At 72.5% G+C, this 22674-nt stretch carries 21 protein-coding genes and 1 riboswitch; of the genes, 13 read left to right on the top strand and 8 right to left on the bottom strand.

Translation table 11 applies throughout. The annotated features are described in order from the left end of the window. Window positions 1–18: 18 nt before the first annotated feature. Together NP095_RS14955 and NP095_RS14950 are read left to right on the top strand one after the other, a co-directional pair. On the top strand, window positions 19–1197 hold the full coding sequence (locus NP095_RS14955) for a PucR family transcriptional regulator (protein ID WP_232418340.1): 1179 nt from the start codon (window positions 19–21) through the stop codon (window positions 1195–1197). Between the two features lie 15 nt (window positions 1198–1212). Then, on the top strand, window positions 1213–1830 hold the full coding sequence (locus NP095_RS14950; protein WP_232418342.1) for a GyrI-like domain-containing protein: 618 nt from the start codon (window positions 1213–1215) through the stop codon (window positions 1828–1830). Between the two features lie 4 nt (window positions 1831–1834). On the opposite strand, the gene NP095_RS14945 is transcribed toward NP095_RS14950, so the two are convergent. From NP095_RS14945 to thiM, 3 genes are all read right to left on the bottom strand, one after another. After that, the gene (locus NP095_RS14945; protein WP_232418344.1) at window positions 1835–3271 is read right to left on the bottom strand and encodes a bifunctional hydroxymethylpyrimidine kinase/phosphomethylpyrimidine kinase; all 1437 of its coding nucleotides are present in this window, start codon (window positions 3269–3271) and stop codon (window positions 1835–1837) included. Beyond that, window positions 3268–3909, bottom strand: a complete 642-nt coding sequence (gene thiE / locus NP095_RS14940; RefSeq protein ID WP_232418346.1) for a thiamine phosphate synthase — start codon at window positions 3907–3909, stop codon at window positions 3268–3270. The genes NP095_RS14945 and thiE overlap by 4 nt, the downstream gene beginning before the upstream one ends. Next, complete coding sequence (gene thiM / locus NP095_RS14935; protein WP_232418348.1) at window positions 3906–4697, bottom strand: hydroxyethylthiazole kinase; 792 nt, start codon at window positions 4695–4697, stop codon at window positions 3906–3908. Before thiM ends, thiE begins: the two co-directional genes overlap by 4 nt. Further along, a riboswitch (TPP riboswitch) is annotated at window positions 4687–4783 on the bottom strand. (Overlaps the previous gene by 11 nt.) Window positions 4784–4826: 43 nt before the next feature. Here thiM and NP095_RS14930 point away from each other — a divergent pair. After that, window positions 4827–5606: an inositol monophosphatase family protein gene (locus NP095_RS14930; RefSeq protein WP_232418350.1), complete on the top strand. Its 780-nt coding sequence runs from the start codon at window positions 4827–4829 to the stop codon at window positions 5604–5606. Next, window positions 5603–6289 (top strand): NAD-dependent deacylase, encoded by a 687-nt coding sequence (locus tag NP095_RS14925; RefSeq protein ID WP_232418351.1) that lies wholly within the window; start codon window positions 5603–5605, stop codon window positions 6287–6289. Before NP095_RS14930 ends, NP095_RS14925 begins: the two co-directional genes overlap by 4 nt. A gap of 15 nt (window positions 6290–6304) precedes the next feature. Here NP095_RS14925 and NP095_RS14920 read toward each other — a convergent pair whose 3' ends face one another. Next, window positions 6305–7138, bottom strand: coding sequence for an MOSC domain-containing protein (locus NP095_RS14920; RefSeq protein ID WP_232418580.1), 834 nt, complete (start codon window positions 7136–7138; stop codon window positions 6305–6307). A 46-nt stretch (window positions 7139–7184) separates the two neighbouring features. On the opposite strand from NP095_RS14920, the gene NP095_RS14915 reads away from it, so the two are divergent. Next, window positions 7185–8363 (top strand): sensor histidine kinase, encoded by a 1179-nt coding sequence (locus NP095_RS14915; protein WP_232418352.1) that lies wholly within the window; start codon window positions 7185–7187, stop codon window positions 8361–8363. Further along, complete coding sequence (locus NP095_RS14910) at window positions 8360–9016, top strand: helix-turn-helix domain-containing protein (protein WP_232418354.1); 657 nt, start codon at window positions 8360–8362, stop codon at window positions 9014–9016. The genes NP095_RS14915 and NP095_RS14910 overlap by 4 nt, the downstream gene beginning before the upstream one ends. Here the strand turns inward: NP095_RS14910 and NP095_RS14905 are convergent, their stop codons facing one another. Continuing rightward, window positions 9017–10984, bottom strand: a complete 1968-nt coding sequence (locus NP095_RS14905) for a S9 family peptidase (protein WP_232418356.1) — start codon at window positions 10982–10984, stop codon at window positions 9017–9019. It abuts the gene before it with no gap. Beyond that, the gene (locus NP095_RS14900; protein WP_232418358.1) at window positions 10981–11454 is read right to left on the bottom strand and encodes an SRPBCC family protein; all 474 of its coding nucleotides are present in this window, start codon (window positions 11452–11454) and stop codon (window positions 10981–10983) included. Before NP095_RS14900 ends, NP095_RS14905 begins: the two co-directional genes overlap by 4 nt. Window positions 11455–11494: 40 nt before the next feature. On the opposite strand from NP095_RS14900, the gene NP095_RS14895 reads away from it, so the two are divergent. The 5 genes from NP095_RS14895 (at window position 11495) to NP095_RS14875 (ending at window position 17192) form a co-directional block, all read left to right on the top strand. Next, window positions 11495–12067, top strand: a complete 573-nt coding sequence (locus tag NP095_RS14895) for a uridine kinase family protein (RefSeq protein WP_232418360.1) — start codon at window positions 11495–11497, stop codon at window positions 12065–12067. Between the two features lie 53 nt (window positions 12068–12120). Further along, window positions 12121–12873, top strand: coding sequence for a hypothetical protein (locus tag NP095_RS14890; protein WP_232418362.1), 753 nt, complete (start codon window positions 12121–12123; stop codon window positions 12871–12873). Window positions 12874–13012: 139 nt separating this feature from the next. Continuing rightward, complete coding sequence (locus NP095_RS14885; protein ID WP_232418364.1) at window positions 13013–14887, top strand: amidase family protein; 1875 nt, start codon at window positions 13013–13015, stop codon at window positions 14885–14887. Beyond that, complete coding sequence (locus NP095_RS14880) at window positions 14884–15963, top strand: cohesin domain-containing protein (protein ID WP_232418366.1); 1080 nt, start codon at window positions 14884–14886, stop codon at window positions 15961–15963. Before NP095_RS14885 ends, NP095_RS14880 begins: the two co-directional genes overlap by 4 nt. 95 nt (window positions 15964–16058) lie before the next feature. After that, window positions 16059–17192, top strand: a complete 1134-nt coding sequence (locus NP095_RS14875; RefSeq protein WP_232418368.1) for a MalY/PatB family protein — start codon at window positions 16059–16061, stop codon at window positions 17190–17192. Between the two features lie 13 nt (window positions 17193–17205). On the opposite strand, the gene NP095_RS14870 is transcribed toward NP095_RS14875, so the two are convergent. Further along, on the bottom strand, window positions 17206–18582 hold the full coding sequence (locus NP095_RS14870) for a hypothetical protein (protein ID WP_232418370.1): 1377 nt from the start codon (window positions 18580–18582) through the stop codon (window positions 17206–17208). A gap of 69 nt (window positions 18583–18651) precedes the next feature. On the opposite strand from NP095_RS14870, the gene NP095_RS14865 reads away from it, so the two are divergent. After that, window positions 18652–19293: a DedA family protein gene (locus NP095_RS14865; protein WP_232418581.1), complete on the top strand. Its 642-nt coding sequence runs from the start codon at window positions 18652–18654 to the stop codon at window positions 19291–19293. A gap of 45 nt (window positions 19294–19338) precedes the next feature. Here the strand turns inward: NP095_RS14865 and NP095_RS14860 are convergent, their stop codons facing one another. Beyond that, window positions 19339–21015 (bottom strand): alpha/beta hydrolase, encoded by a 1677-nt coding sequence (locus tag NP095_RS14860; protein WP_232418372.1) that lies wholly within the window; start codon window positions 21013–21015, stop codon window positions 19339–19341. A 53-nt stretch (window positions 21016–21068) separates the two neighbouring features. Between NP095_RS14860 and NP095_RS14855 the strand changes: the two genes are divergently transcribed. Then, window positions 21069–22466 (top strand): NAD-dependent succinate-semialdehyde dehydrogenase, encoded by a 1398-nt coding sequence (locus NP095_RS14855; protein WP_232418375.1) that lies wholly within the window; start codon window positions 21069–21071, stop codon window positions 22464–22466. Window positions 22467–22674 lie beyond the last annotated feature (208 nt).

The raw sequence follows: 22674 nt of genomic DNA, 5'->3' as shown, positions 1-22674 counted from the left end.
CACCGACTGAGGAGCGACATGACCGACGTGACCGCCCACCGCCGGGCCATCGCCGCGGGCCTGACGGAGGGCGAGGCCGCTCTGGTCGACACCTTCCTGGTGACGATCGCCGCCGAGATCCCGGCGTACGCGTCCCTCGACGAGCGACAGCTCCAGGAGGTCCGCTCGATCATCGTGTGGACGCTGCACCGCGTGCTGGAGCTGTGGGCTGAGGACGGGACGCTGACCGAGGAGGACATCGCGCTGTTCCGTGGCGTCGGCGCGGTCCGGGCGCGCGACGGCCGGCCGCTGTCGGCGGTGCTGCGGGCCTACCGGGTCGCCGCCGGAGAGTTCCTGGACCAGATGTCGGACCGCTTCCGCGGCGCGCTGGCCGCCGAGGACGTGACGTCCCTCGTGCGGGTCTGGTTCGCGGTCCTCGACGAGCTCTCCGAGGCGATCTACGACGGGTACGAGGTCACGGGCCGGTCGCTGGGCGCCGACCGCGAGAGCTCGCTGCGCGACCTGCTCACCGACCTGCTGCTGGGCCGCCAGAGCCACGCGGGATCCCTGGCCGCGCGACTGCGCGAGCTCGACGCGCAGCTGCCGACGACCTTCGACCTCGTCGTCGTCGGGCCGTCGCGGGTGGTCGATGCCGAGCGCGCCGCGGCGCTGGTCGAACGGGCCCTGGAGGAACGCGACGACGCCCCGACGACGGTGGCGTCGATCCACACGGTCCAGGACGGGGCCGGTGTCGTGCTGCTGCGATCGGTCGACACAGCGCGCCTGGCCGAGGTCGTCGAGGAACACGGTCTGCACGCGGTGCGCCATGGCCGGGTGACCGCCCGGACGGCGCCCCGGGCGTACCGGCTCGCGGTCACGGCGCTGCGTGCGGCGCCTGATCTGGCCTGGTCCCAGCGCGGTGTGCTCGACGACGGCGACCTGGAGGTCCTCGCGCTGGTCGCGGGGCACGGGGACGCCGACCCGGTTCGCGCCGCGGAGGCCGTGCTCGGGTCGCTGACCGAGGACACCGAGGCGTTGACCACGCTCTGGGCAGTCCTCGAGGCAGACGGGGCCGCACCCGCCGCGGCCCGGCTGCACGTGCACCCGCAGACCGTGCGCTACCGGATGCGTCGCGTCGCATCGCTCACCGGCCGCGATCCGCGGTTACCGTGGGATCGCTACGTCCTGCAGACCGCGCTGCTGGCCGCACCACGCTGAGCCCCGGGGGTCGCCGTGAAGTTCGACGTCAAGAAGCAGATCCCGACGTACACCGCGCCGCGCGGCCGGTTCGAGGTCGTCACCGTGCCCCCGATGACCTACCTGATGGTCGACGGGGAGGGCGACCCCAACCGCGCGCCGCGCTACCAGGACGCGCTCGGCACGCTGTATCCCACGGCGTACGCGTTGAAGTTCCTCAGCAAGACCGAGCTGGACCGCGACTACGTCGTGCCGCCGCTCGAAGGGCTGTGGTGGTCCGACGACTTCGCCACGTTCACCAGCCAGCGGGACAAGTCCCGCTGGTCCTGGACGATGATGATCCTGGTGCCGGACTGGATCACCGACTACCACCTGGACCGGGCCCGCTCGAGCGTGACGGCGAAGGGTGGCGCCCCGTTGCTCGACGAGATGCGGCTCGAGTCGCTCGACGAGGGACGTTGCGTCCAGACGCTCCACGTCGGCTCGTACGACGACGAGGGCCCCGTGCTGGCGGCCATGCACGACGAGTTCATCCCTGCGCACGGACTGCGGATGACCGGCCGCCATCACGAGATCTACCTCGGTGACCCCCGGCGGACGGCCCCCGAGCGGCTGCGCACGATCCTGCGCCAGCCCGTCGAGGCGGCGCGATGAACCGTCACGGCGCCTCGAAGAACGCCAGCTCGTGGCGCATCGAGGCCGCGAACGCCGCGGTCATGGCGTTGCGCCCGTCTGATGACGCCGCCTCGGCCACGCGGTCGACGATGCTTCGCGCGGTCTCCGCTGCGTCGAGGAACGCCGGGTCGGCGTAGGTCCGCAGCCAGGCGCCGTAGGGGTGCGCCGGCCGGTCCTGCGCCACCAGTCGCCGACCCAGATCGGCGTAGAGCCAGGAGCAGGGCAGCAGTGCGGCGATGAGGACCTCGTAACCGTGGCGGTGCGCGGCGTGCAGGTGGTCGAGGTAGGCCCGGGTGGCGGGTGCAGCTGCCGGCATCCCGGCGACCCACGCCCGGTGCAGCCGCATCTCCTCCTCCTGCGCCGCGACGCTGCCGCGGGCCCAGAAGGCCTGCTCCTCCGGCGCGCCGGCCAGTGCGGCGGCCCGGGCGAGGAGCTCGGCGTACTCGCCCAGATAGACGGCGTCCTGGGCCAGGTACCAGGCGAACCGCTCGGGTTCGAGGGTGCCGTCGCCCAGCCTGCGCACGAACTCGCAGGCGTCGACGCGGTCTCGCACGGGCGCGCTGTCGTCCCAGGCGCGGCCGGTCCACGTGGGGCTGCCGACGTCAGCGCGCAGGTGCGGCACGTGCTCACGCAGGTGGTGGAAGTGGTCGATCGGGCCGTTGCCACGTCCGACCTCGAGTGCGGCGCCGTGCTCGATCGCGCCGGTCAACCACTCCTTGGCATGACCGAGCGCGTCGAACCACGAGAATCCGGACGCCCTCAGCGTCGCCATGGCCGACGACAGCGAGCACCCCGTGCCATGGGTGGTCGTGGTGATGACCCGGCGCCCCTCGACCGGCCGGACCGCCTCCGCGGTCACGACGGCGTCGGCCGACGTCGCGCCAGCCAGGTGTCCGCCCTTGAGCAGCACCACCGTGTCGGTCGCGGCGGCGAGTGCCTGCGCCTGGTCGACGGCAGCGGCCCAGGTCGTCGCCTCCGGCTGACCGGCCAGCACCGCCAGCTCGGGCAGGTTCGGCGTGACCAGGTCGACCCGCGCGCACAACCGCCGGATCGCCGCCTCGGCCGCGGCGTCCAGCAGCCGGTCGCCGCTCGTGGCCACCATGACCGGATCGAGCACGACCACCGGCGGCCGCACGCGCTCCAACCAGGCCACGACGATGTCGATGAGGGGCGTCGAGTGCAGCATCCCCAGCTTCACCGCGTCGATCACGACGTCGTCGGAGACGGCGTCGAGCTGCTCGGCCAGGAAGGCGGGCGGCGGGACGTGGACCGACCGCACGCCCTCGGTGTTCTGGGCGACCAGGGCGGTCACGACGGCCATGCCGTACCCGCCGAAGGCCCCGATCGTCTTGAGGTCCGCCTGGATTCCCGCGCCACCGCTCGGGTCCGTGCCGGCGATGCTCAGCACGCGCGGCGTCATCGGGCACCCCCGGCCGCCGCGACGAGGTCCGCCGCGGCCCGCCCCGGATCGGCAGCCTCTGAGATTGCGGAGACGACGGCCACGCCGTGCGCGCCGGCGGCCATGAGCCCCGGGACGTCCGCCAGCCGCACGCCGCCGATCGCGATGCACGGCAACGGGGCCGCGTGCGCGAACGCGCCGAAACCGTCGACGCCCAGGACGGGCGGGCCATCCGCCTTCGAGGTGGTGGGGTGGACGAGGCCGACCCCGAGGTAGTCGACGGTGCCCGGCGGCAGGACGTGAGCGGCCTGCAGGTGCTCCGGCGCGTGCGCCGTCCACCCCACGGTGGCGTCCGGTCCGAGCAGGGTCCGCGCCACGACCGGGTCGAGGTCGTCCTGGCCCAGGTGGACGCCGTCGACCCGCACGCCGACGTGCCGCGCGGCCAGCGCCACGTCCACCCGGTCGTTGACCAGGACCAGCGCCCGCCCCGCCACGGCGGCGCTGATCGCCGCGACGAGGTCCGTGAACTCCCGCGCGGTGGCGTGCTTGGCCCGGACCTGGACCGCTGCGACCCCGGCGCCCGCCGCGGCGGCGACGACCGCGAGCAGCCGGTCGCGCCCCAGGCGCTCGTCGGTGACCAGGTGCAGCCCGGCGGTCACGCCAGGCTCGAGACGCGGTCGCGCACGTCCTCGGGACCGATCGCCGCGAGGGCGTCGAGGAAGGCCACGGCGAACGAGCCCGGGCCTGAGCAGCCGGCCGCCGCGCGCTCGGCCGCCACCGCATGCACGACGGAGGCGCTCACGGCCGCCGACAGCGGGTCGCACACGCCGAGGAAGGCGGCCATCGTGGCGCCCAGCGAGCAGCCGCCGCCGGTCACGAGCGTCAGGAGCCGGTCGCCACCGGCGATCCGGACCACCCGGGTGCCGTCGGTGATGACGTCGACCTCTCCCGAGACCGCGACGACGGTGCCGTGCTCGCGGGCGATCTGTCCGGCCGCCTCCAGCGCGTCCTCGGAGCCGGCGACGGAGTCGACCCCGCGCCCGCCGGTGCCGGCCCCCGCCAGCGCGATGATCTCCGAGGCGTTGCCGCGCACGATCGCCGGCCGGGCCCGGACCAGCTCGGCGGCCATGGCCGTGCGCACCGGCAGGGTCCCGATCGCGACCGGGTCGAGCACCCAGCGGTCGGTGGCGGCCACGGCGACGCGCGCGGCATCGGCCTGCTGGGCGTTCGGCGTGCCGAGGTTGACCAGCACGCCGTCGGCGATGCCCGCGAAGATCCCCGCCTCCTCGGGCAGGTCGACCATGGCGGGCGCCGCGCCCACGGCGAGCAGGGCGTTGGCGGTGAAGTTCGTGACGACGCTGTTGGTGATGCACTGCACCAGCGGGGTCGCGGCGCGCAGGCGCGTCAGCGCTTCGTCGGTGGGGACGGGAATGGACAGGACGGTCATGGGACATCCCTTCGCGAGTGCGAACTCGAGCAGGTTCGACGGGTCTGATCTCAGCCCGCTCGGTACGGGCACCCCGTGTCTGTCACCACTGTAGATCCGTTCGCAGGGTCCGCCTCTTACGGTTGAGGCATGAACGTGACCCCGGACGACGTGACCCTGGCGACCGAGCTGGTCGTCGAGGCGGCCGCCCTCGCCGCCCGCATCCGGGCCGAGGACGACCTGCAGACCCGCTCGAAGACCAGCGTCTCCGACATCGTGACCGCTGCCGACTACGCCGCCGAGGCGCGCATCGTCGAGCACCTCGACCGCGAGCGCCCCGAGGACGGGCTGCTCGGCGAGGAGGGCACCTCGCGCGAGGGCACCTCGGGCCGACGCTGGGTCATCGATCCGGTCGACGGCACCTACAACTTCGCCTCGGGCTTCGACTACTGGTGCTCGGCCATCGCCCTGGCCGACGGAGACCGGCCGCTGCTGGGCGCCGTCGCGCACCACGCCACCGGCACGGTCGTGGTGGGCGGGCCCGGCGTGCCCACGACCATCAACGGACGGCCGGTGTCGCCCATCGAGGACGCCGCGGTGTCCCAGTTGGGCGTCGCGACCTACGCGCATCCGGCGTTCATCGTCGACCATCCCGGCTTCGCCGCCTGGCGCCGTGCCGCGGCGCTGCCGGCGACCATCCGGATGCTCGGGTCGGGCTCCATGGATCTCGTCGGTGTGGCCACCGGCCGCCTCGGCTGCTGGTTCCAGCACAGCACGCCCGACTGGGACTGGCTGCCCGGAACCGCGCTGGTCCTGGGGGCCGGCGGCGTCACCGAGCGGGTCGAGGTCGACGGCCTCGTGTGGTCGGTCGCGGGTCCGCCGACCGGCGTCGGCCAGATCGTCGACGCGTTGCAGGGAGATGCCGCATGAAGCTCGTCGTGCTGACCGGTGCGGGGATCTCGGCCGAGAGCGGCTTGGCCACCTTCCGTGACGCCGATGGGCTCTGGGAGGGCCACCGGCCCGAGGACGTCGCCACACCCGAGGCGTTCGCGTACAACAGGGCGCTGGTCCAGCGGTTCTACGACGAGCGCCGCGCCGCCCTGGAGCGCGTGCACCCGAACGCCGCGCACCACGCCCTGGTCGAGCTCGAGAAGGAGTTCGGCGACGACATGCTGCTGGTGACGCAGAACGTCGACGACCTGCACGAGCGCGCCGGATCTCGGCGGCTGCTGCACATGCACGGCAGCCTGCGCCACGTCCGCTGCGAGGAGTGTGAGCACCGGTTCGAGCACGACGGGCCGCTCGAGCTCGAGCCCGAGTGCCCCGAGTGCGACACCGCCGCGCTGCGACCCGACATCGTGTGGTTCGGCGAGTTCCCGCACGGCATGGACGACATCCACGAGGCGCTGACCGAGGTCGACGTCTTCGCCGCGATCGGCACGTCGGGCGTCGTCTACCCGGCCGCGGGCTTCGTCGACTACGCGCACGCCTCCGGCGCGCACACCTTCGAGCTGAACCTGGCGCCGACGGGCGGCGGCTTCCACACCACGTTCGCCGGTCCCGCGACCGACGTGGTGCCGCGCTGGGTCGACCACCTGCTCGGGCGGGACTGACCCCGCCTCCGGCGACTACGCGCCGAGTGGTCCGCCGCCGGGCTCGGCCGCCTCGAGCACCTCGACCTCGTCGCCGACGCGGGCCGTGACGCCCGCGACGTCGGGGATCAGGTTGACGCCGAACCAGACCGCGCCGGAGAACCGGCGGATCCGGGCCAGGGTGCGGATCGGCTCCTTGCCGCGCGCGACCTCGCCGGAGTCCTGGGCCTCGAGCGTGGTGATGACGCAGCGTGCGCAGCCCTTGACGGCGCGGAAGGTGGCGTCGCCGACCCGGATGCGCCGCCAGTCGTCCTCGGTCCAGGCGGCCTCGCCGTCGATCACGAGGTTCGGGCGGAACCGGCTCATCGGCACGGGGTCGCCGCCGTCGGCCTCGATCGCCTGGTTGAGCGCGGTGAGGGACGTCTGCGTCGTGACGAGCAGCGGGTACCCGTCGGCGAGGCTGACCCGGTCGTCCGGCTCCGAGCGCGCGGGGTTCACGGCCCGACGGGTGGGGTCGTCCAAGTGCACGAGGCGCACGTCGCGGCCCAACAACTCGGTCAGCCACGTGGTGGCGTCGGTGGCCTCGGCGGCCGTGATGAGCGAGCTCCAGATCCGCACGGGGACCTGATGGGCCGGATCGGGATCGGGCACGTCGAGCGTGGCCCGGCCCGGGGCGCTGAGCCGGATTCCCGCACCGGTCAGCCGCGCGTCGATGGTCAGCAGCCGGCGCTCCTCGCGAGCCGTGAGGAAGGTGCCCTCGGCGTCGACGACCATCCAGCGCCGGTCGCCGGCGAGTCCCCACGGATCGACCGTCGCCTCGTCGAGGTCCTCGATGGACCCGGACTTCAGGGGATGGCGATGCAGGGACATCAGGTGCACCGGCTCAGGGTAACGACGGTCTGGAACGATGTTCGGCGTGACCACCGTGACGAGTGAGGCTGAGTTGGGCGCGTCGGCGCGTCGAGCCGAGCGGGGAATCGCGTTGGTCGTCCCGGCGATGCGCGCCGTGGTGCTGTTCCAGATCATCCTGAGCATCGCGTCCGGCGCGCAGCTGGCCGAGCACCGCGAGGTCTACGTCGCACTCGGCCTGCTGGTCTCAGCCACCTCGGTCCTGTTGATCGCCCAGTGTCTGTCGAACGGCTCGGTGCGCCCCGGCTGGTGGCACGGACCGGACATCGTGCTGGCCTGGGTGGCCGTCCCGGCGATGGTCCTGCTGCTGCCGTCCAGCCACGTCGTCGGCACGTGGGAGTCGTGGGCCTCGGGCTTCGCGATCAACGTGGGCGCGCTGGCCTCGACGTGGCTCCGGCCGGCCCTGGCCGTGGCCCACGGCTTCGGCCTCGGCGCCTGGTACCTGTCCTGGATGATCACGGCGGACACGGCGTCGTGGGAGACGAACGTCAACAACGCCCTGACGATCCCGGGCTACGCGCTCGTCGTGGCGCTCATGGTCCACTACCTGCGCTCGCTCGCCGCCGACGCCGACCAGTCGCGTGAGGACGCCGTGGCGGCCACGCGCGCGCTCGAGCTCGAGCGCTACCAGATGACGGTGCACGACGCCTCGAGCATCCTGCGCCTGCTGTCCGACGAGGACACCCCGGCCGAGGTGCTGCCGGGCCTGCGGCTGCAGGCGCACCGCGAGGCGAACCGCCTGCGCAACTACCTCGCTGCCGAGCCGTCGCCCGAACACGCGGACCGCGCGCGCACCGTCGCCACGATGCTGGCGGTGGCGCTCGAGGGGTTCGACGACCTGCCGCTCGAGCTCGCCGTCGACCTCGGCGGTCACGCGCGGCTCAGTGAGCCGGTCTGGCACGCCACGAGCCGTGCCGTCGCGACGGTGCTGCACAACGTGCGGCTGCACGCCCGCGCCCATCAGGTCGTCGTGCACGCGGACTGCGAGGACGACCGGTGGGAGGTCGTGGTGTCCGACGACGGCGTCGGCTTCGACCAGGCCAGTCAGCCGATGGGCTTCGGGCTGAACACCCAGGTCGGCCACGCGCTGCGCGAGGTGGGAGTAGACGCACAGGTGCGTTCCGCGCCGGGCCGCGGCACCTCCGTGACGCTCGTGGGACCCGTCCACCGCCAGGAGGAGCCGTGACCGATCGCCCCCGCGTCGTCGTGATCGACGACAGCACCGTCATCCGGGGCGGCTTCGCGACCGTCCACCCCGAGGTCGAGGTCGTCGCGACGTACGCCAGCGTCGAGCAGTTCGAGGCGGCGCCCGTCGCGTGCGATGTCGTCGTTCTCGACCTGCTGCTGCGGGGCCCGCAGGGTGCGGGCACCGGGACGAAGCAGGGGCGTGCGGCCATCCGCGCCATCCGCGCCAGGGGGCTGCCGGTGTGCCTCTACACCGACGAGCGGCGCGCGATCGTCCTCGCGCTGTGCCTGCGGGCGGGTGCCCACGGCGTCGTGCACAAGTCCGACCAGCCGGCCGTCACCGTCGGCGCGATCGAGGACGTGCGGGCCGGGAACGTCGTGGTGACCCAGTCCCTCGTGGGGCTGACCGAGCTGTTGGACCGCCGCGGCGCGCCGCTCGACCTGAGCCCGCGTCAGCGCCAGGTCATCTCGGGCCGTGCCCGCGGACGGCACTGGGCCGACATCGCCGGCGAGCTCTACATCACCGAGGACACGGCGCGCGAGCACTACCGGGCGGCGTGCGCCAAGCTGCGCTCGTACCTGCGACACACCAGCCCGGGCGACATCGAGCGCGCGGTCGGACTGGCGCCGGGCGACGTCCTCGACGAGCCCTGATCACCCCGCGTCCGGGCGGAGGTTCTCGATCTCCAGGACCGGGATCCGCTCGTCCGCCGGCAGCGCGAACCCGAGGACCTGCGCGTAGAAGGAGAGCTCGGCCTCGAGCGAGTCCTTGATGTTCTCGGCTTGGCGGAAGCCGTGCTGCTCGCCGTCGTACAGGCGGTACGCGACCGGGAGTCCCTTGCGGCGCAACGCCTCGACGATCGCCTCGGACTGCGCCGGCGGCACCACGGCGTCCTCGGAACCCTGCAGCACCACGAGGGGAGAGGTCAGCGAGTCGAGGTGGGTGAGCGGCGATCGCTCGACATAGGTCTCGCGGCCCTCGGGGTAGGGCGCGATGAGGCCGTCGAGATAACGGGACTCGAACTTGTGGGTCTCCTGCGCCAGTGCCTCGGCGTCGGCGACACCGAAGTAGTCGGCTCCGGCAGCGAACACGTCCGACGTCGCGAGCGCCATGAGGACGGTGAACCCGCCGGCCGACCCGCCGCGGATCACGGCGCGCGCGGGGTCGATGCGGCCCTGCTCGCCGAGCCAGCGCACCACGGCGACGCAGTCGCCGACGTCCAGCACGCCCCACTGCCCCTGCAGGCGGTCGCGGTAGGCACGCCCGTAGCCCGTCGACCCGCTGTAGTCGACGTCCACGACGGCGAAGCCGCGCGTCGTCCAGAACTGCCGGGCGAGGGAGAGCGTCGAGGTGGCGTTGCCGGTGGGACCGCCGTGGATCATCACGATCAGCGGGGGCAGCTCGCCGTCGAGCGGCCGCGACTCCGGATTCCGGGGCGGGTAGAAGTGAGCGTAGGTCGGGCGGCCGTCGCCGCCCGGGAACTCGATGTGCTCGGGCTCGGAGATCCACTCCGGGCCCAGATCGACGTCGCGCACCGCGCTCAGCGTCTGGACCGGGCCGACCAGCTCGCCCCGCTCATCCAGCTCGAACCGCAGCACCGCCGGCTCCTGCTGCGGCGAGGACCCGATCAGCACGACGGTGCTGCCCGCCGCGGCGAGGTCGTCCACGCTCGTGACGTCCACCGCGAGGGTGCGCGTGCTGCCGTCGGTGTCCAGCAGGACGAGGGAGTCACGACCGCGGTGCGACACGGCCAGGACGACGCTGCCGTCGGCGAGGAACGCGTAGCGCCGAGGCCCGAAGACCCAGTGCGGTGCGCCGACGTCGCCCGGAGCATGGAACATCCGATCGACGCCGCCGTCCGGTGTCCAGCGGTACAGCGACCACCAGTCGTCGCGGTCGGAGCAGAACCAGAGCGATCCGTCCGCGGCCCACGAGGGCTGGCAGATCCCCTCGGGCGCGTCCGCGTCACCGCCGGCGACCCGGATCACGCCACTGGAGTCCCGCACCCGCAGCCGCGTGTCGTCCCACGGCATGTTCGGGTGGTCCCACTCGAGCCAGGCGAGGGCGGAGCCGTCGGGCGACCAGCGCGGGTCGGAGACGAAGTCCGGGCCCGAGACGACGACGTCCGCCACGCCGGTGGAGTCCAGGACGACGATCTCGTTGACCACGTCGACGGCCCCGCGCGAGCCCGGCGGGTGGGTCTCGCGGACGACGGCGACCCGGCCGCTGCGGGGGTCGACGTCGCCGTCGGCCCAGCGCACCGAGCCGCCCTCCGGAGCCGGCGGGGTGATCGACACGGGCGAGGCGCCCGGGTCCACGCGGCGCAGGCGCTGGTCGGACCACTCGGCGTACCAGAGGGTGCCGGCGCGCACCCACCACGCGCCGCCGCCGTACTCATGGACTTGGGTGCGCGCGTTCGCGCCCTCCGGCAGCAGGTCGGTGGGGGTTCCTCCGGGCTCGAGACGGACGATCTGGGTCCGGCCGCCCTCGTGCGGACGCTGCTCGGACCAGAGCACGGCGTCGCCGTCGAGGGCGACGGCTCCCAGCCGGCCGGACTGCTGCACGACGAGGTCGGCCGTGACCGGCGTGGGCCACGACCCGCACGGGCGGGAGGTGCTCATCGGACGACGAGCCGCTCGATGTTCTCGAACGCCTGACGGGCGTACCCGCGCCACATCCGGCCGAAGAGCGGCATCGCCAGCGAGCCCAGGCGCCCGGCCGGGTGGACCGTCCACGTCCAGGCGATGCGCACGCCGGTGCCGACCGGCTCGAAGGTCCAGGCGCCGTCGAGTGAGGTGACGAGCGGCTTCATCGGGCCGGTGATGCCCTCGATCCGGTAGGTGAACCGGGAGGGCGACTCGACGGCGGTGAGCTCCTCGCGCATCGTGCCTCCGTCGGCCAGCTGGATCGTGCGGGTCTGGCCCGGCGTCGTCCAGGGCCCGGCCTGGTCACGGACCGCCGCGATCGGCGGGATCGCGCCGTAGCGCCGACTGAACAGCGCCGGCAGCTCGAGTGGCAGGAGCGCGTCGAAGGCGGCATCCACCGCCAGGGGATAGGTACGGCTGTAGCGGAGCACCACGTCGTCGGTCATGCCCCTGACCGTAGGCCGACGACGCCTACGATGACCAGCGATGGATCTCCAGGAGCTCGCCGGACTCGTGACCGGCCGACGCGCGGCGGCCGGTCGGTCGGTCGTGGTCGGCATCTCCGGCTACGGCGGCTCGGGCAAGTCCACGCTGGCGCGAGCCCTCGTCGAGGCGTTGCCCGACGCCGTGCGGATGCGCGGTGACGACTTCCTCGACCCGGTCCGCGTGCACGCGCGGTCGGACGACTGGGCCGGCGTCGAGCGCGACCGGCTCGCCACCGAGGTGCTGCACCCGTTCCGCGAGCAACGGCCCGGCGAGTTCCGGCGGTACGACTGGGACCTGGGCCGGTTCCGCGAGCCGGAGCCCGTGCCGCGGGCCGACGTGCTGGTGCTCGACCTGATCGGCCTGTTCCATCCCGAGACCCTGCCGCTGCTCGACCTCACGGTGTGGTGCGACCTCGACCTCGCCACCGCGGTGCAGCGGGGCATGGAGCGGGATCGGCGGGCGGGCAACGATCACGACCGGGTGTGGAACGAGGTCTGGGCGCCGAACGAGCGAGCCTTCGCGGCCGCCTTCGCCCCGCGCGACGCCGCGGACGTCCGCTTCCCGACGGGCTGAGCCCGGCCGGCGACGCCATGCGGGGCCCCGCCGGCCCGCCTAGCGTGGTGGGCATGAACCCCACCGCCGAGCGCACCGACCGCCGACTCGGGTGGGTCCTGCTCGCCGCCGCCGTCCTGCAGGCCGCGGCGCCGATCGTGCAGAGCCTGTCCGACGTCTCGCAGCCCTCCGACGGCAGCAAGGACCTGCTGATCACGCCCGCGGGCTGGGCGTTCTCGATCTGGAGTCTGATCTACCTGCTGGCGATCGTGCACGCCGTGGTCACGATCTGGCGCGGCGACGGCACCGGCAGCACCCGGTTCGTCGTCGACCTCATCGCGCTCTACGTCGGTGCCGCGGTCTGGATCGCGGTGTCGGCCGCCGGCATCAGCTGGGCGACGTTCCTCGTGCTCGTGCTGATGACGGGGTTCGCGATCGACGCGGCCCGGATCGCGGCCCAGGCCCCCGGGACCGATCCGGGCTGGATCGGGCACCTCGCGCGCGCCACCAGCGGGATCTACGCCGGCTGGGTCACCGTGGCGGTCTTCCTGAACTTCGCCACCGGCGTCGTCGAGCTGGATCTCGTCTCGCCCGAGCGGGAGAGCTGGCAGATCACGGTGCTGGCCGGGGCGGCGATCTTCGCGCTCGGCGTCAACCTGCTGATGCCGCGCAGTCCGGGCTACGCCGCGGCCACGATCTGGGCCCAGATCGGCGTCATCGCAGCCGTGGCCGGCGAGTCCACGTGGGCGCTGGGGGTGGCGATCGCGGCGATCGTGCTGCTGCTCGCACAGACCGCGTGGCAGTGGCGCCGCGTCGTCACCGACTGACCGAAGCGGGGCGCCCGTTGCGATTTCGTCATCTGGGCGACGCACAGTTGTTGGTCTCAACACTCACACGTAACGCATACGCAACATCTCGTTCCTAGCGTGACGACGTCGGGGGATCGGACGTCGAGAGGAACACACGGTGAGACGCACACCCACCCGGGCCGGGGCGGCATTGTCGCTGGCCTGCATGGCCGGCGCAGTCCTGATCGCGGCCGGACCGCCCGCCTCCAGCGCCGAGGGAACGACCGACGCCGGGTCCTACCTGGCGCCCTTCAACACCACCGGTGACCTCACCGGCGACGACGCCATCACGCAGGCGGACGTCGACCTGCTGGCGGGCCACGTCGGCGCCACGTCGACGGACGCCGCCTGGAAGACCGTCGCCGCCGCGGACCTGGACGACGACGGCACGATCACCGTCACCGACGTCGCCGCTCTGTCGCAGAAGATGATCTACGACGACGGGCCGTTCGAGCTGGTCGAGGCCTCCGTCCTGGACATGCAGGCCGCGATGAACGCCGGCGTCACCAGCTCGGTCGCGCTGACGCAGCAGTACCTCGATCGGATCAAGGCGTACGACACCGCGACGATCGACACCGCCGAACGCGGCCGACCGCTGAACTCGATCATCTCCACGAACCCCGAGGCGCTGAAGCTGGCCGCGGCGGCCGACGAGGAGCGCAAGGACAAGGGCATGACCAGCGTGCTGCTGGGCATCCCGGTCCTGCTCAAGGACAACTACGACACGAAGGACATGCCGACCACCGCCGGCTGCGCGTGCTGGGAGGAGAACCAGACCGACGACGACGCCGAGATGGTCGAGGGACTGCGCTCGCAGGGCGCGGTCGTGATGGCCAAGGCCAGCCTCGACGAGTTCGCCTACGGGTTCTCGTCGCAGTTCTCGGCCTTCCAGGGCATGACCGAGGACCGGCAGAACGCGACGTCGATCGCGAGTCCCTACAACACGAGCAAGACGGCCGGTGGCTCGTCGGGCGGCACGGGCGCGTCGATCTCGGCGAATCTCGCGGCCCTGGGCTTCGGCACCGACACGGGCGGCTCCATCCGCGTCCCGTCGAGCTACAACCAGCTCGTCGGCGTGCGGCCGACCGTGGGTCTCGCCTCACGTGACGGCATCGTGCCGCTGGCCCTGTCGCAGGACACCGGCGGCCCGATGACGCGCTCGGTCGCCGACGCCGCCATCGCGCTCGACGCCGTCGTCGGCGTGGACGCGAACGACGTGGCCACCGAGCGGCAGCGCGGCAAGGTGCCCAACTCGTACACGAAGTACCTCGATCCGCAGGCTCTCGCGGGCAAGAAGATCGGCTACTTCGCGCAGATGATCCCGTCGCCCACGGCGACCAACGCGGCCCAGGCCGCCGCCGGTCGCCGCTTCGAGCAGGCGAAGGCCGACCTCGAGGCCCAGGGCGCCACCGTCGTCCCGGTCGAGATGACCCCCGACGAGGCCACCGCCTTCACCCGGGTCCTCAATGAGGGCTCGGGAAGCACCAACGAGTTCAAGCACGACCTCGACGAGTACATGGCGACGCACCTGTCGCCCGCGGTCGAGGCGAACACGCTCCAGGGCATCATCGACAGCGGCAAGTTCACGCCGGCGTACCGCTCGACGTACGTCTCGCGCGACAAGATCACCGAGGAGACCTACCAGGCGTGGGCCGGTCCTGACGGAACGCACACGCGGCAGCTCGCGCTGGGCCACGAGCAGGTGACGGGTCTGCTGGACGCGCAGGAGATCGACGCGGTCGTCTACCCCTCCGGCACGCCGTTCGGCACGTTCAGCACGAACATGCGGCTCAGCCCCAACACGGGCATGCCGGCGGTGACGGTGCCGATGGGCGCTGACGCCACCGACCCGAGCGCGGGCATGAACCTGGAGTTCTTGGGCCGTCAGTTCGACGAGGGCCCGCTGCTGGGCCTGGCCTACGCCTACGAGCAGGCCACCGGCCACCGCACGACGCCCACCCTGTTCGGCCCCCTCCCGCAGGAGGCGCCGTGAACCGCGACCAGACGATCCGAGGACGACAGACGATGACGAAGAAGACGATGTGGCGCGGTGGGGTCGCGGTGCTCTCGGGCGCCCTGTTCGCCGGGGCGCTGGCGATGTCGCCGGCACAGGCCGAGGCGGCCTCGTTCGCGGTGCGCACCTCGGCCTCGACCGTGGGCGTCGGTGACCAGGTCACGGTCACCCTCGCGGCGCGACACGTGCAGGACGTCTACGCCTACGAGCTCGCGCTCGACTACGACGAGTCGGTCCTGGCGTACGTGCCCGGCAGCGCCTCGACGGACGTGACCGGCTCGACGTACGCGTCGGTGGTGGACGGCGACCTCACGGTCCTGCACACCAAGCTGGGCACCTCGCCGGCGGCCAACGGTGACGTCACCCTGGTGACCGCCACGTTCCGGGCGCTCAAGGCCGGCAGCACGAAGCTGGCGGTGCCGAGCCTGGAGCTCGTGGTCACGGGCGGCGGCTCCACCTCGGTCGACGAGGTCGAGGGCGCCTCGCTCGCGGTGGACCCGAGCGCCGCTCCGACGGTCGTCAAGGCGCCGAAGATCAGTGGCAGCGCCCAGGTGGGTCGAGTCCTGAAGGTCTCGGCGGGCACCTGGTCGACGCCCGGCGTGAAGACCTCGGTCCAGTGGCTGCGCAACGGCAAGGCGATCGCGGGCGCGACCGGCTCCGCCCACCGCGTCACGCCGGCCGACTTCGGGTCGAAGCTCTCGGCGAAGGTGACCGCCACCAAGGCGGGCCACCGGTCCGGATCGGCGACGGCGAAGGCCGTCAAGATCTCGAAGAAGGCCGTCAGTCGGACCAAGGTGAAGGCGAAGTCGGCGGTGAAGGCGCGCGGGGTGTGGAAGGCCCGCGTGTCGGTGGCGGCGAGCGGCGTCAGCCCGCGCGGCACGGTGAAGGTCATCCACCGCGGCAAGGTCGTGCGCAAGGTCAAGGTCGTGGACGGCAAGGCCACGGTCTCGCTGCGACTGGGCGCCAAGCGCGGGAAGACCAGCGTGCGGTTCGTGTACGTCCCGCAGTCGGGCGTCAAGGCCAGCTCGACGACCGTGAAGGTGCGGGTGCGCTGAGGTCGGGGGCCCACAGGCGGCCGCGGAGTCGGGGAGACATGCCCCCGGCTCCGCGGCCTTTCCCGTCCCCAGCTGGCTTCGTGGAGACTGGACGGGTGTTCGACCTCACCGACGACGCCCTGCGCGACCGCGACAACATGAAGTGGACGACCACACCCGAGGGTGTGATCCCGGCGTGGGTGGCCGACATGGACGTCACTGTTCCCGAGGTCGTGACCCGTGCCGTCCACGATCGGCTCGCCCGCGGCGACGTCGGGTACCCGGACTTCGACGCCCCCGATCCGCTGGTCGCGGCCTTCGAGCGGCGCATGGCCGAGCGCTTCGACTGGACGCCGACTCCCGAGCGGGGCCGGCTCTTCACCGACGTCATCCAGGCGTTCCAGGTCACCCTGGACCTGCTCACGGAGGGCGGGGACGGGATCGCCCTGCACGTGCCCAGCTACCCGGTGTTCCTGAACTCCGCCGCCGAGTCCGGTCGCCGGGTGGTGCCGATGCCGTTCGGTGCCACGAGCGCCGAGCTCGTCGAGCTCTGGCGCCGCGAGCGGGTCTCGCTCGTCGTGCTGGTCAACCCGCACAACCCGCTCGGGCGGATGCTCGGCGAGGACGAGCTGCGGCCGATCGCCGACGCCGCGGCCGAGCTCGACCTCGTCGTCCTGGCCGACGAGATCCACGCCGACCTGGCCCTCGACGGCCGCCGTCACGTGTCGTTCGCCTCGCTGGGACCCGACGTCGAGGACCGCACGGTCACCGTGACGTCGGCCTCCAAGGCGTTCAACCTCGCCGGGCTGCACTGCGCCGTCGCGCACCTCGGCGCCGCCCGGGTGCGCGAGCCGCTGGCGGCGCTGCCGTTCGCGTACCTCGGCGGAGTCAGCACCCTGTCGCGGGCCGCGGCCGTGGCCGCCTGGACCGAGGGCGACGACTGGCTCACCGAGCTGCTGGGCGTGCTGCGGCGCAACCGGTTCACGATCACCGACTGGGCCGCCCAGGTGGGTGTGGACGTCCAGCCCGCCGAGGCGACCTACCTCGCGTGGCTGGACTTCGCCGGCACGAGCATCGCGGCCGATCCCGCCGGCATCCTGCTCGAGCGTGGCGGGGTCAGGCTCGCGCCGGGACCGGAGTTCACGGCGCACACCGACCTGGAGTCCGGCACGTTCGCCCGGTTGAACTTCGGCACCAGCCCCGAGCGGCTGGAGCGGATCCTCGAGCGGATCACGGCGACGCTGGGCTGAGCGGGCGGCCGGCTCACTGGTAGGTGATCAGCTGCGGGCGCGGCCGGACCTGCTGCCACGTCTGCGGCACGGTCAGCATCGGCTCGTCCTCGTCGAGGAAGTTCTTCCAGCCCCAGCCGACCCCGTCGGGCGCCGCGGTCCGGATCACGCGCCAGGTGCCGAACTTGGCGCCGGGGCTGCCCTGCCCGTCGACGTGGATGATCGTCGACAGCTCGGGATGGTCGGTCCGCACGCGGTCCCGGTCGCGGATCATCTGCGTCTGGAACTGGTGCAGCACGAAGATCTTCTGCGGCAGCGCGTGCTTGCGGGTCAGGGCCGCGAGCCACGCGGAGACCCGGTTCACCTCGGCGGCGCCGACGTGGCCGATCCGCTGCAGCGGCTTGCCCTGGGGGCCGAGCCTCCACTCCGGGTCCAGCGCCAGGCCGACGTGCGGGCGGCGCAGCAATGACTCGTACTCCTTGGCCTGGGAGAGGAAGTCCGATCGGCCGGGCTGCAGGTCGAGGATGACCGCCACGCCGGCGCGCTCGGCCGCGTCCACGAGCGGCTCGATCTCGGCCACGCGGGTGCGGGCGGAGTAGTCGCCGCGCGGGCCCTTGGCGGCACTGGCGACCGTCGTGATGATCTCGAAGGCGGGGACGAACCGCGCATCCGGATCGACGCGCTCGTACTCGCCCACCAGCCGGCGGGCCCGATCGATCGACGCCTCGACGCCCTGCTCGCCCAGCACGCCGAGCGCGGGCCCGGACGGGTGCCCGTACAGCGCCACGAAATGCTTGCCGCGGGTGGCGAACCAGCCGCCGCCGACCGTCTGGGCATCGGCGCGCACGACCCGAACGGCGTAGGGGGAGGCGCCGAGCGTCAGCAGGGGCGCGTCGGGGTCGCGGCGCAGCAGCTTCGCCGAGGGCTCGTGACGGCGCGGGTCGCGCGCGATGCGGACCAGCTCGCCGTCGCCGAGGTCGACGAGGTCGGTCAGCTCCTGCGAGGGCTCCGAGGTGGTGGCGATCGTGACCGGCGTCGACCGTGCGATCGGCGGGGCCGCGGCGGCCGTCTTGTCGTCGGCGCCGAGCACGCGCGCGCCGAGCCGCTCGGCCTCGGCTCGACCGGCCTCGGTGTCCGGCAGCGCGGGCACCCGGAGGTCACGGGCGCGCTCGAGGGCGGCCGCGCGGTCCTGCTCATTCACGAGCACGACCGCCGAGGCGGAGTCCAGCAGGAACCGGGACACGGCCACGACGTCGTCGGCGGACACGGTGGTCAGCCCGGTCGGCGAGGCGGCCTCCACCGACTCCCGCTCGGTTCGGTCGTCGCCGTTGTCGCCGTCACAGGCCGCGAGCAGGGTCGTCAGCAGGACGGCGGCGCCGAGGGCGGCGAGGAATCTGCGGAACGAATGCACCCCAGCGACGGTACCGCGTTCGGCGGAGACACCCCAGTCTGTGAGTCGCTCGTTATGCTCTGCCGGGTGATGACTCAGGCAGCCGACCAGCAGATCGACGGCCTCGCGGGCTTCATGGTGGACATGATGGACCGGCTGGGGCTCTTCGGCGCCGCGCTGGCCGTCGGCATGGACAACCTCTTTCCCCCGATCCCCAGCGAGATCGTGCTGCCGATGGCGGGCCTGGCCGCCAGCCAGGGACGCTTCTCCCTCGCCGGCGCCCTGTTCGCGACGACCGCCGGATCGGTGATCGGCGCCTGCATCATGTACTGGCTCGGCCGGGTCTTCGGCCGCGACCGCACGGCCTGGGTGTTCGCCAAGGTTCCCCTGCTGAAGGTGCGCGACCTCGAGGTCACCGAGGAGTGGTTCGCCAAGCACGGCACCAAGGCGGTGTTCTTCGGCCGGATGGTCCCGATCTTCCGCAGCCTGATCTCGATCCCCGCCGGTGTCGAGCAGATGAGCTTCACGGTGTTCCTGACGCTCACCACGGTCGGCAGCCTGATCTGGAACTCGATCTTCGTCGGCGCCGGCTACACCCTCGGCGAGAACTGGCACGTCATCGAGCCCTGGGCCGACTGGTTCCAGCGCCTCGTGATCCTGGCCGTCGTCGTGGTCTGCGGCTGGTTCGTCGTCACGCGCGTCCGCGAGCTCCGCGACCCGCGCGAGCGCTGACGGTCTCCCCGGCTGGCGGGCTCCCGGCCCCCGGGTGGGAACCGCTCACTCGCGCAGCGACGGAGGGATGCCCGCGTCCTGGGCGCCCGTGTCGAGGAGTTGCTGCTGGAGGCGGCGCAGATCCTCACGGGACCACCCCGGCGGCTGCAGCACCGAGGCCCACCCCGCTACGTGCTCGCCCACGAAGTCGTGACCGTGACCCGACGGCACCGCCATGGCGACCGCCATGTCGGCCGAGGTCTGCCAGAACGTGATGATGGGGTACCACCGCATCGCCGCGGCGACGTCCGACCCGCGCGGCTCGGAGAGCCAGTCGGGCTTGTCCCAGATCAGATCCGGGCTCCACCACGTGATCGGGTCCGACGCGTGGACGAGGTAGAGCAGGTGCGGGCCGTCCCACGCGCGATCCTGGGGGATCACCGGGCTCCACGGGTCGGTCGTGAACCGCACCGTGCGTCCGTCGCGGAAGACCGGCTCGATCTCGCGACTGCCGGGGTCCCGCTGCTCGCGGAACTCCGTGAAGAGCGAGTTGAACCCGGGCGGCCCCACGAACAGACCGCCCGATGTCCGGTTGCGCAGGTCGGCCTCGCCGCTGAACGCGGTCTCCAGCGCGAACGAGCCGAGGCTCTCGCCGAACAGGTAGAGCCGGGGCCGCGCATCGGCGGGGAGAGCCGACCACCGCTCGTACACGGCGTCGAACAGCGCCCGCCCGGCGTGGCGCGCCGCCTGCTGGTCGACCAGGAAGGAGACCCAGGACGGTAGGTGCGAGTACTGCATCGAGACGATCGCCGAGTCGCCGTCGGTGAGGTACTCGAACGACTCGGACGCGCTGGGCTCGATGAAGCCGGACCCGGTCGTGCCGGCGACCAGGAGGTTGGCCCGCTCGAAGCCGCCCGCCCGCTCGAGGTCGTCCACGGCGAGCCGGGCTCGTTGCTCGACGTCCTCGGCGTGGGCCGTGCCGGCGTACGCGCGGATCGGGTCCAGGGCGGTCCGCCCGGTGAACACCGCGATGTCGTCGCCGCTGGGGCCGCGTGCGACGAACCGACGGCCCTGACGCCCGAGGTCCTCCCAGGCCAGGTCCGACGCGGGGCTGCCGGATCGCAGCGCGCTCGCGGGCGGGTCGAGCCGCGACGAGACCTGCTGGTCTCCCAGGGCGAAGGACGAGTCCACCGCGTCGATCGCGGTGTCGTACACGACCCCGCTGAGGGTGAAGAAGGTCAACGCCGCCACCACGACCACCGCCGTCGCGCGGGCGGCCTGCGCGCCGATCCGGCGGGCCAGCAGGTCCGAGAGCGCCCGGGCGGCCCGGCGCAGTCCGCGTCCGGCCGCCAGCAGCAGGCAGAACACCACCACGGCCACGACCGGCACGGAGACCAGGCGCCACGCGCTGGCGTCGCCCAGGCCCATGAGCTCACGGATGCGGTCCTGCTGGCGGACGCTGATCACGTCGGCCGCGCCGAGGGTGACGACGCCGATGCCGGCGGCCCACCGCCACTGCCGGGCCCCGGGTCTCCGTGCCTCCCTGTCGGCGAACGCGCGCCAGACCCAGGCCAGAGCGACGCCGAGGCCGTAGCCGATCACGGCCGTCACGCCCGTGACGAGTCCCTGGAACAGGGCCGGCCGGGGGAGCAGCGACGGTGTCAGCGACACCAGCGCGAACAGCAGCGCCCCGACGAGTCCCGGGAGCGTGGGATGGAACAGCCCCCGCAGGGTGGCGACCATGGCTCGAAGTGTCGCAGGTCGAAGGGATCGCCGGGGAGAGGTAGCGTCGACCCATGCCGAACCAACTCTTCATCGCAGGTCAGTGGCGCGACGCCGAGGGTGGCGCGACGTTCGAGGTCGAGAACCCGGCGACGGGTGAGACCCTGGCGACCGTGGCCGACGCCTCCGTGGCCGACGGCAAGGCCGCCCTGGACGCGGCCGTCGCGGTGCAGGACGACTGGGCGCGCACCGCGCCGCGCGACCGGGGCGAGATCCTGCGGCGGGCCTTCGAGATCATCACCGACCGCACCGATGAGCTGGCCGAGCAGATGACCGCCGAGATGGGCAAGCCGATCAGCGAGTCCAAGACCGAGATCGCCTACGGCGCGGAGTTCTTCCGCTGGTTCGCCGAGGAGGCCGTGCGCATCTCGGGCCGCTACTCCGTCGCGCCGAACGGCGCCACGCGGCTGCTGACGCTCAAGCAGCCGGTCGGCCCCTGCCTGATGATCACGCCGTGGAACTTCCCGCTGGCCATGGGCACCCGCAAGATCGGCCCGGCCGTCGCCGCGGGCTGCACGATGGTGATCAAGCCGGCGTCGCTCACCCCGCTGACGATGCTCAGCCTGGGCGAGATCATGGCTGAGGCGGGCCTGCCCGAGGGCGTCCTGAACATCGTCACGACCAAGAGCACCGGCAAGGTCATGGAGCCGCTGATCCGCGATCCGCGCCTGCGCAAGCTGACGTTCACCGGGTCCACCGAGGTGGGCCGCTCGCTCATCGAGCAGTCGGCCGAGCAGGTGCTGCGCGTCTCGATGGAGCTCGGCGGCAACGCCCCGTTCCTCGTCTTCGAGGACGCCGATCTGGACAAGGCCGTCGAGGGCGCGATGCTGGCCAAGATGCGCAACCTCGGCGAGGCCTGCACCGCCGCCAACCGGTTCATCGTCCACGAGTCCCTGGCCGAGGAGTTCGCCTCCCGCTTCGCCGCGAAGATGGCCGAGGCGCCGGTCGGCCCGCTGGTCGAGGCCAAGCAGCGCGACAAGGTCGCCGAGCTGGTCGACGACGCCAAGGAGCAGGGCGCGAAGGTCCTGACCGGTGGCGAGGTGCCCGACGGCGCCGGCTACTTCTACCCGCCGACCGTCCTGACCCACGTCCCGCAGCAGGCGCGGATGTGGCAGGAGGAGATCTTCGGTCCTGTCGCTCCCGTGTTCACGTTCACGGACGACGACGAGGCGCTGCGGATGGCCAACGACACCGAGTTCGGTCTCGTCGCTTACGCCTTCACCGAGAGCTACTCGCGGGCGATCAAGGTCTACGAGGGACTCCACACCGGCATGGTCGGGATCAACCAGGGCGTCGTGTCGAACCCGTCCGCGCCGTTCGGCGGCATGAAGTCCTCGGGCTTCGGCCGCGAGGGGGGCGACGAGGGCATCGAGGAGTACCTCGAGACGAAGTACGTCGGTCTCGCTCTCTGACGCGAAGATCGCGGGACGGGTGCGGCCCGCATTGCCTCATGTGACTCATGTGGCGCGGAACATGACACTTTCGTCCATCTCGCGTAGTTCTTTGTGACCGTTCTGGGCAGGTCGCGGGCCCGTGCGTGCTGAAACCGCCATGGGCACCAGGTGTCACAGGTAGCGTCCCTGACGAGCGAGTCCGGAGGGAGTCGGCTCCGCTCACGGC

The sequence above is a fragment of the Aeromicrobium duanguangcaii genome (genome assembly GCF_024508295.1).
In the GTDB taxonomy this organism is placed as follows: domain Bacteria; phylum Actinomycetota; class Actinomycetes; order Propionibacteriales; family Nocardioidaceae; genus Aeromicrobium; species Aeromicrobium duanguangcaii.
Note: the sequence above shows the minus strand (reverse complement) of the source record. Positions and strands in the feature narration are given on the sequence as shown.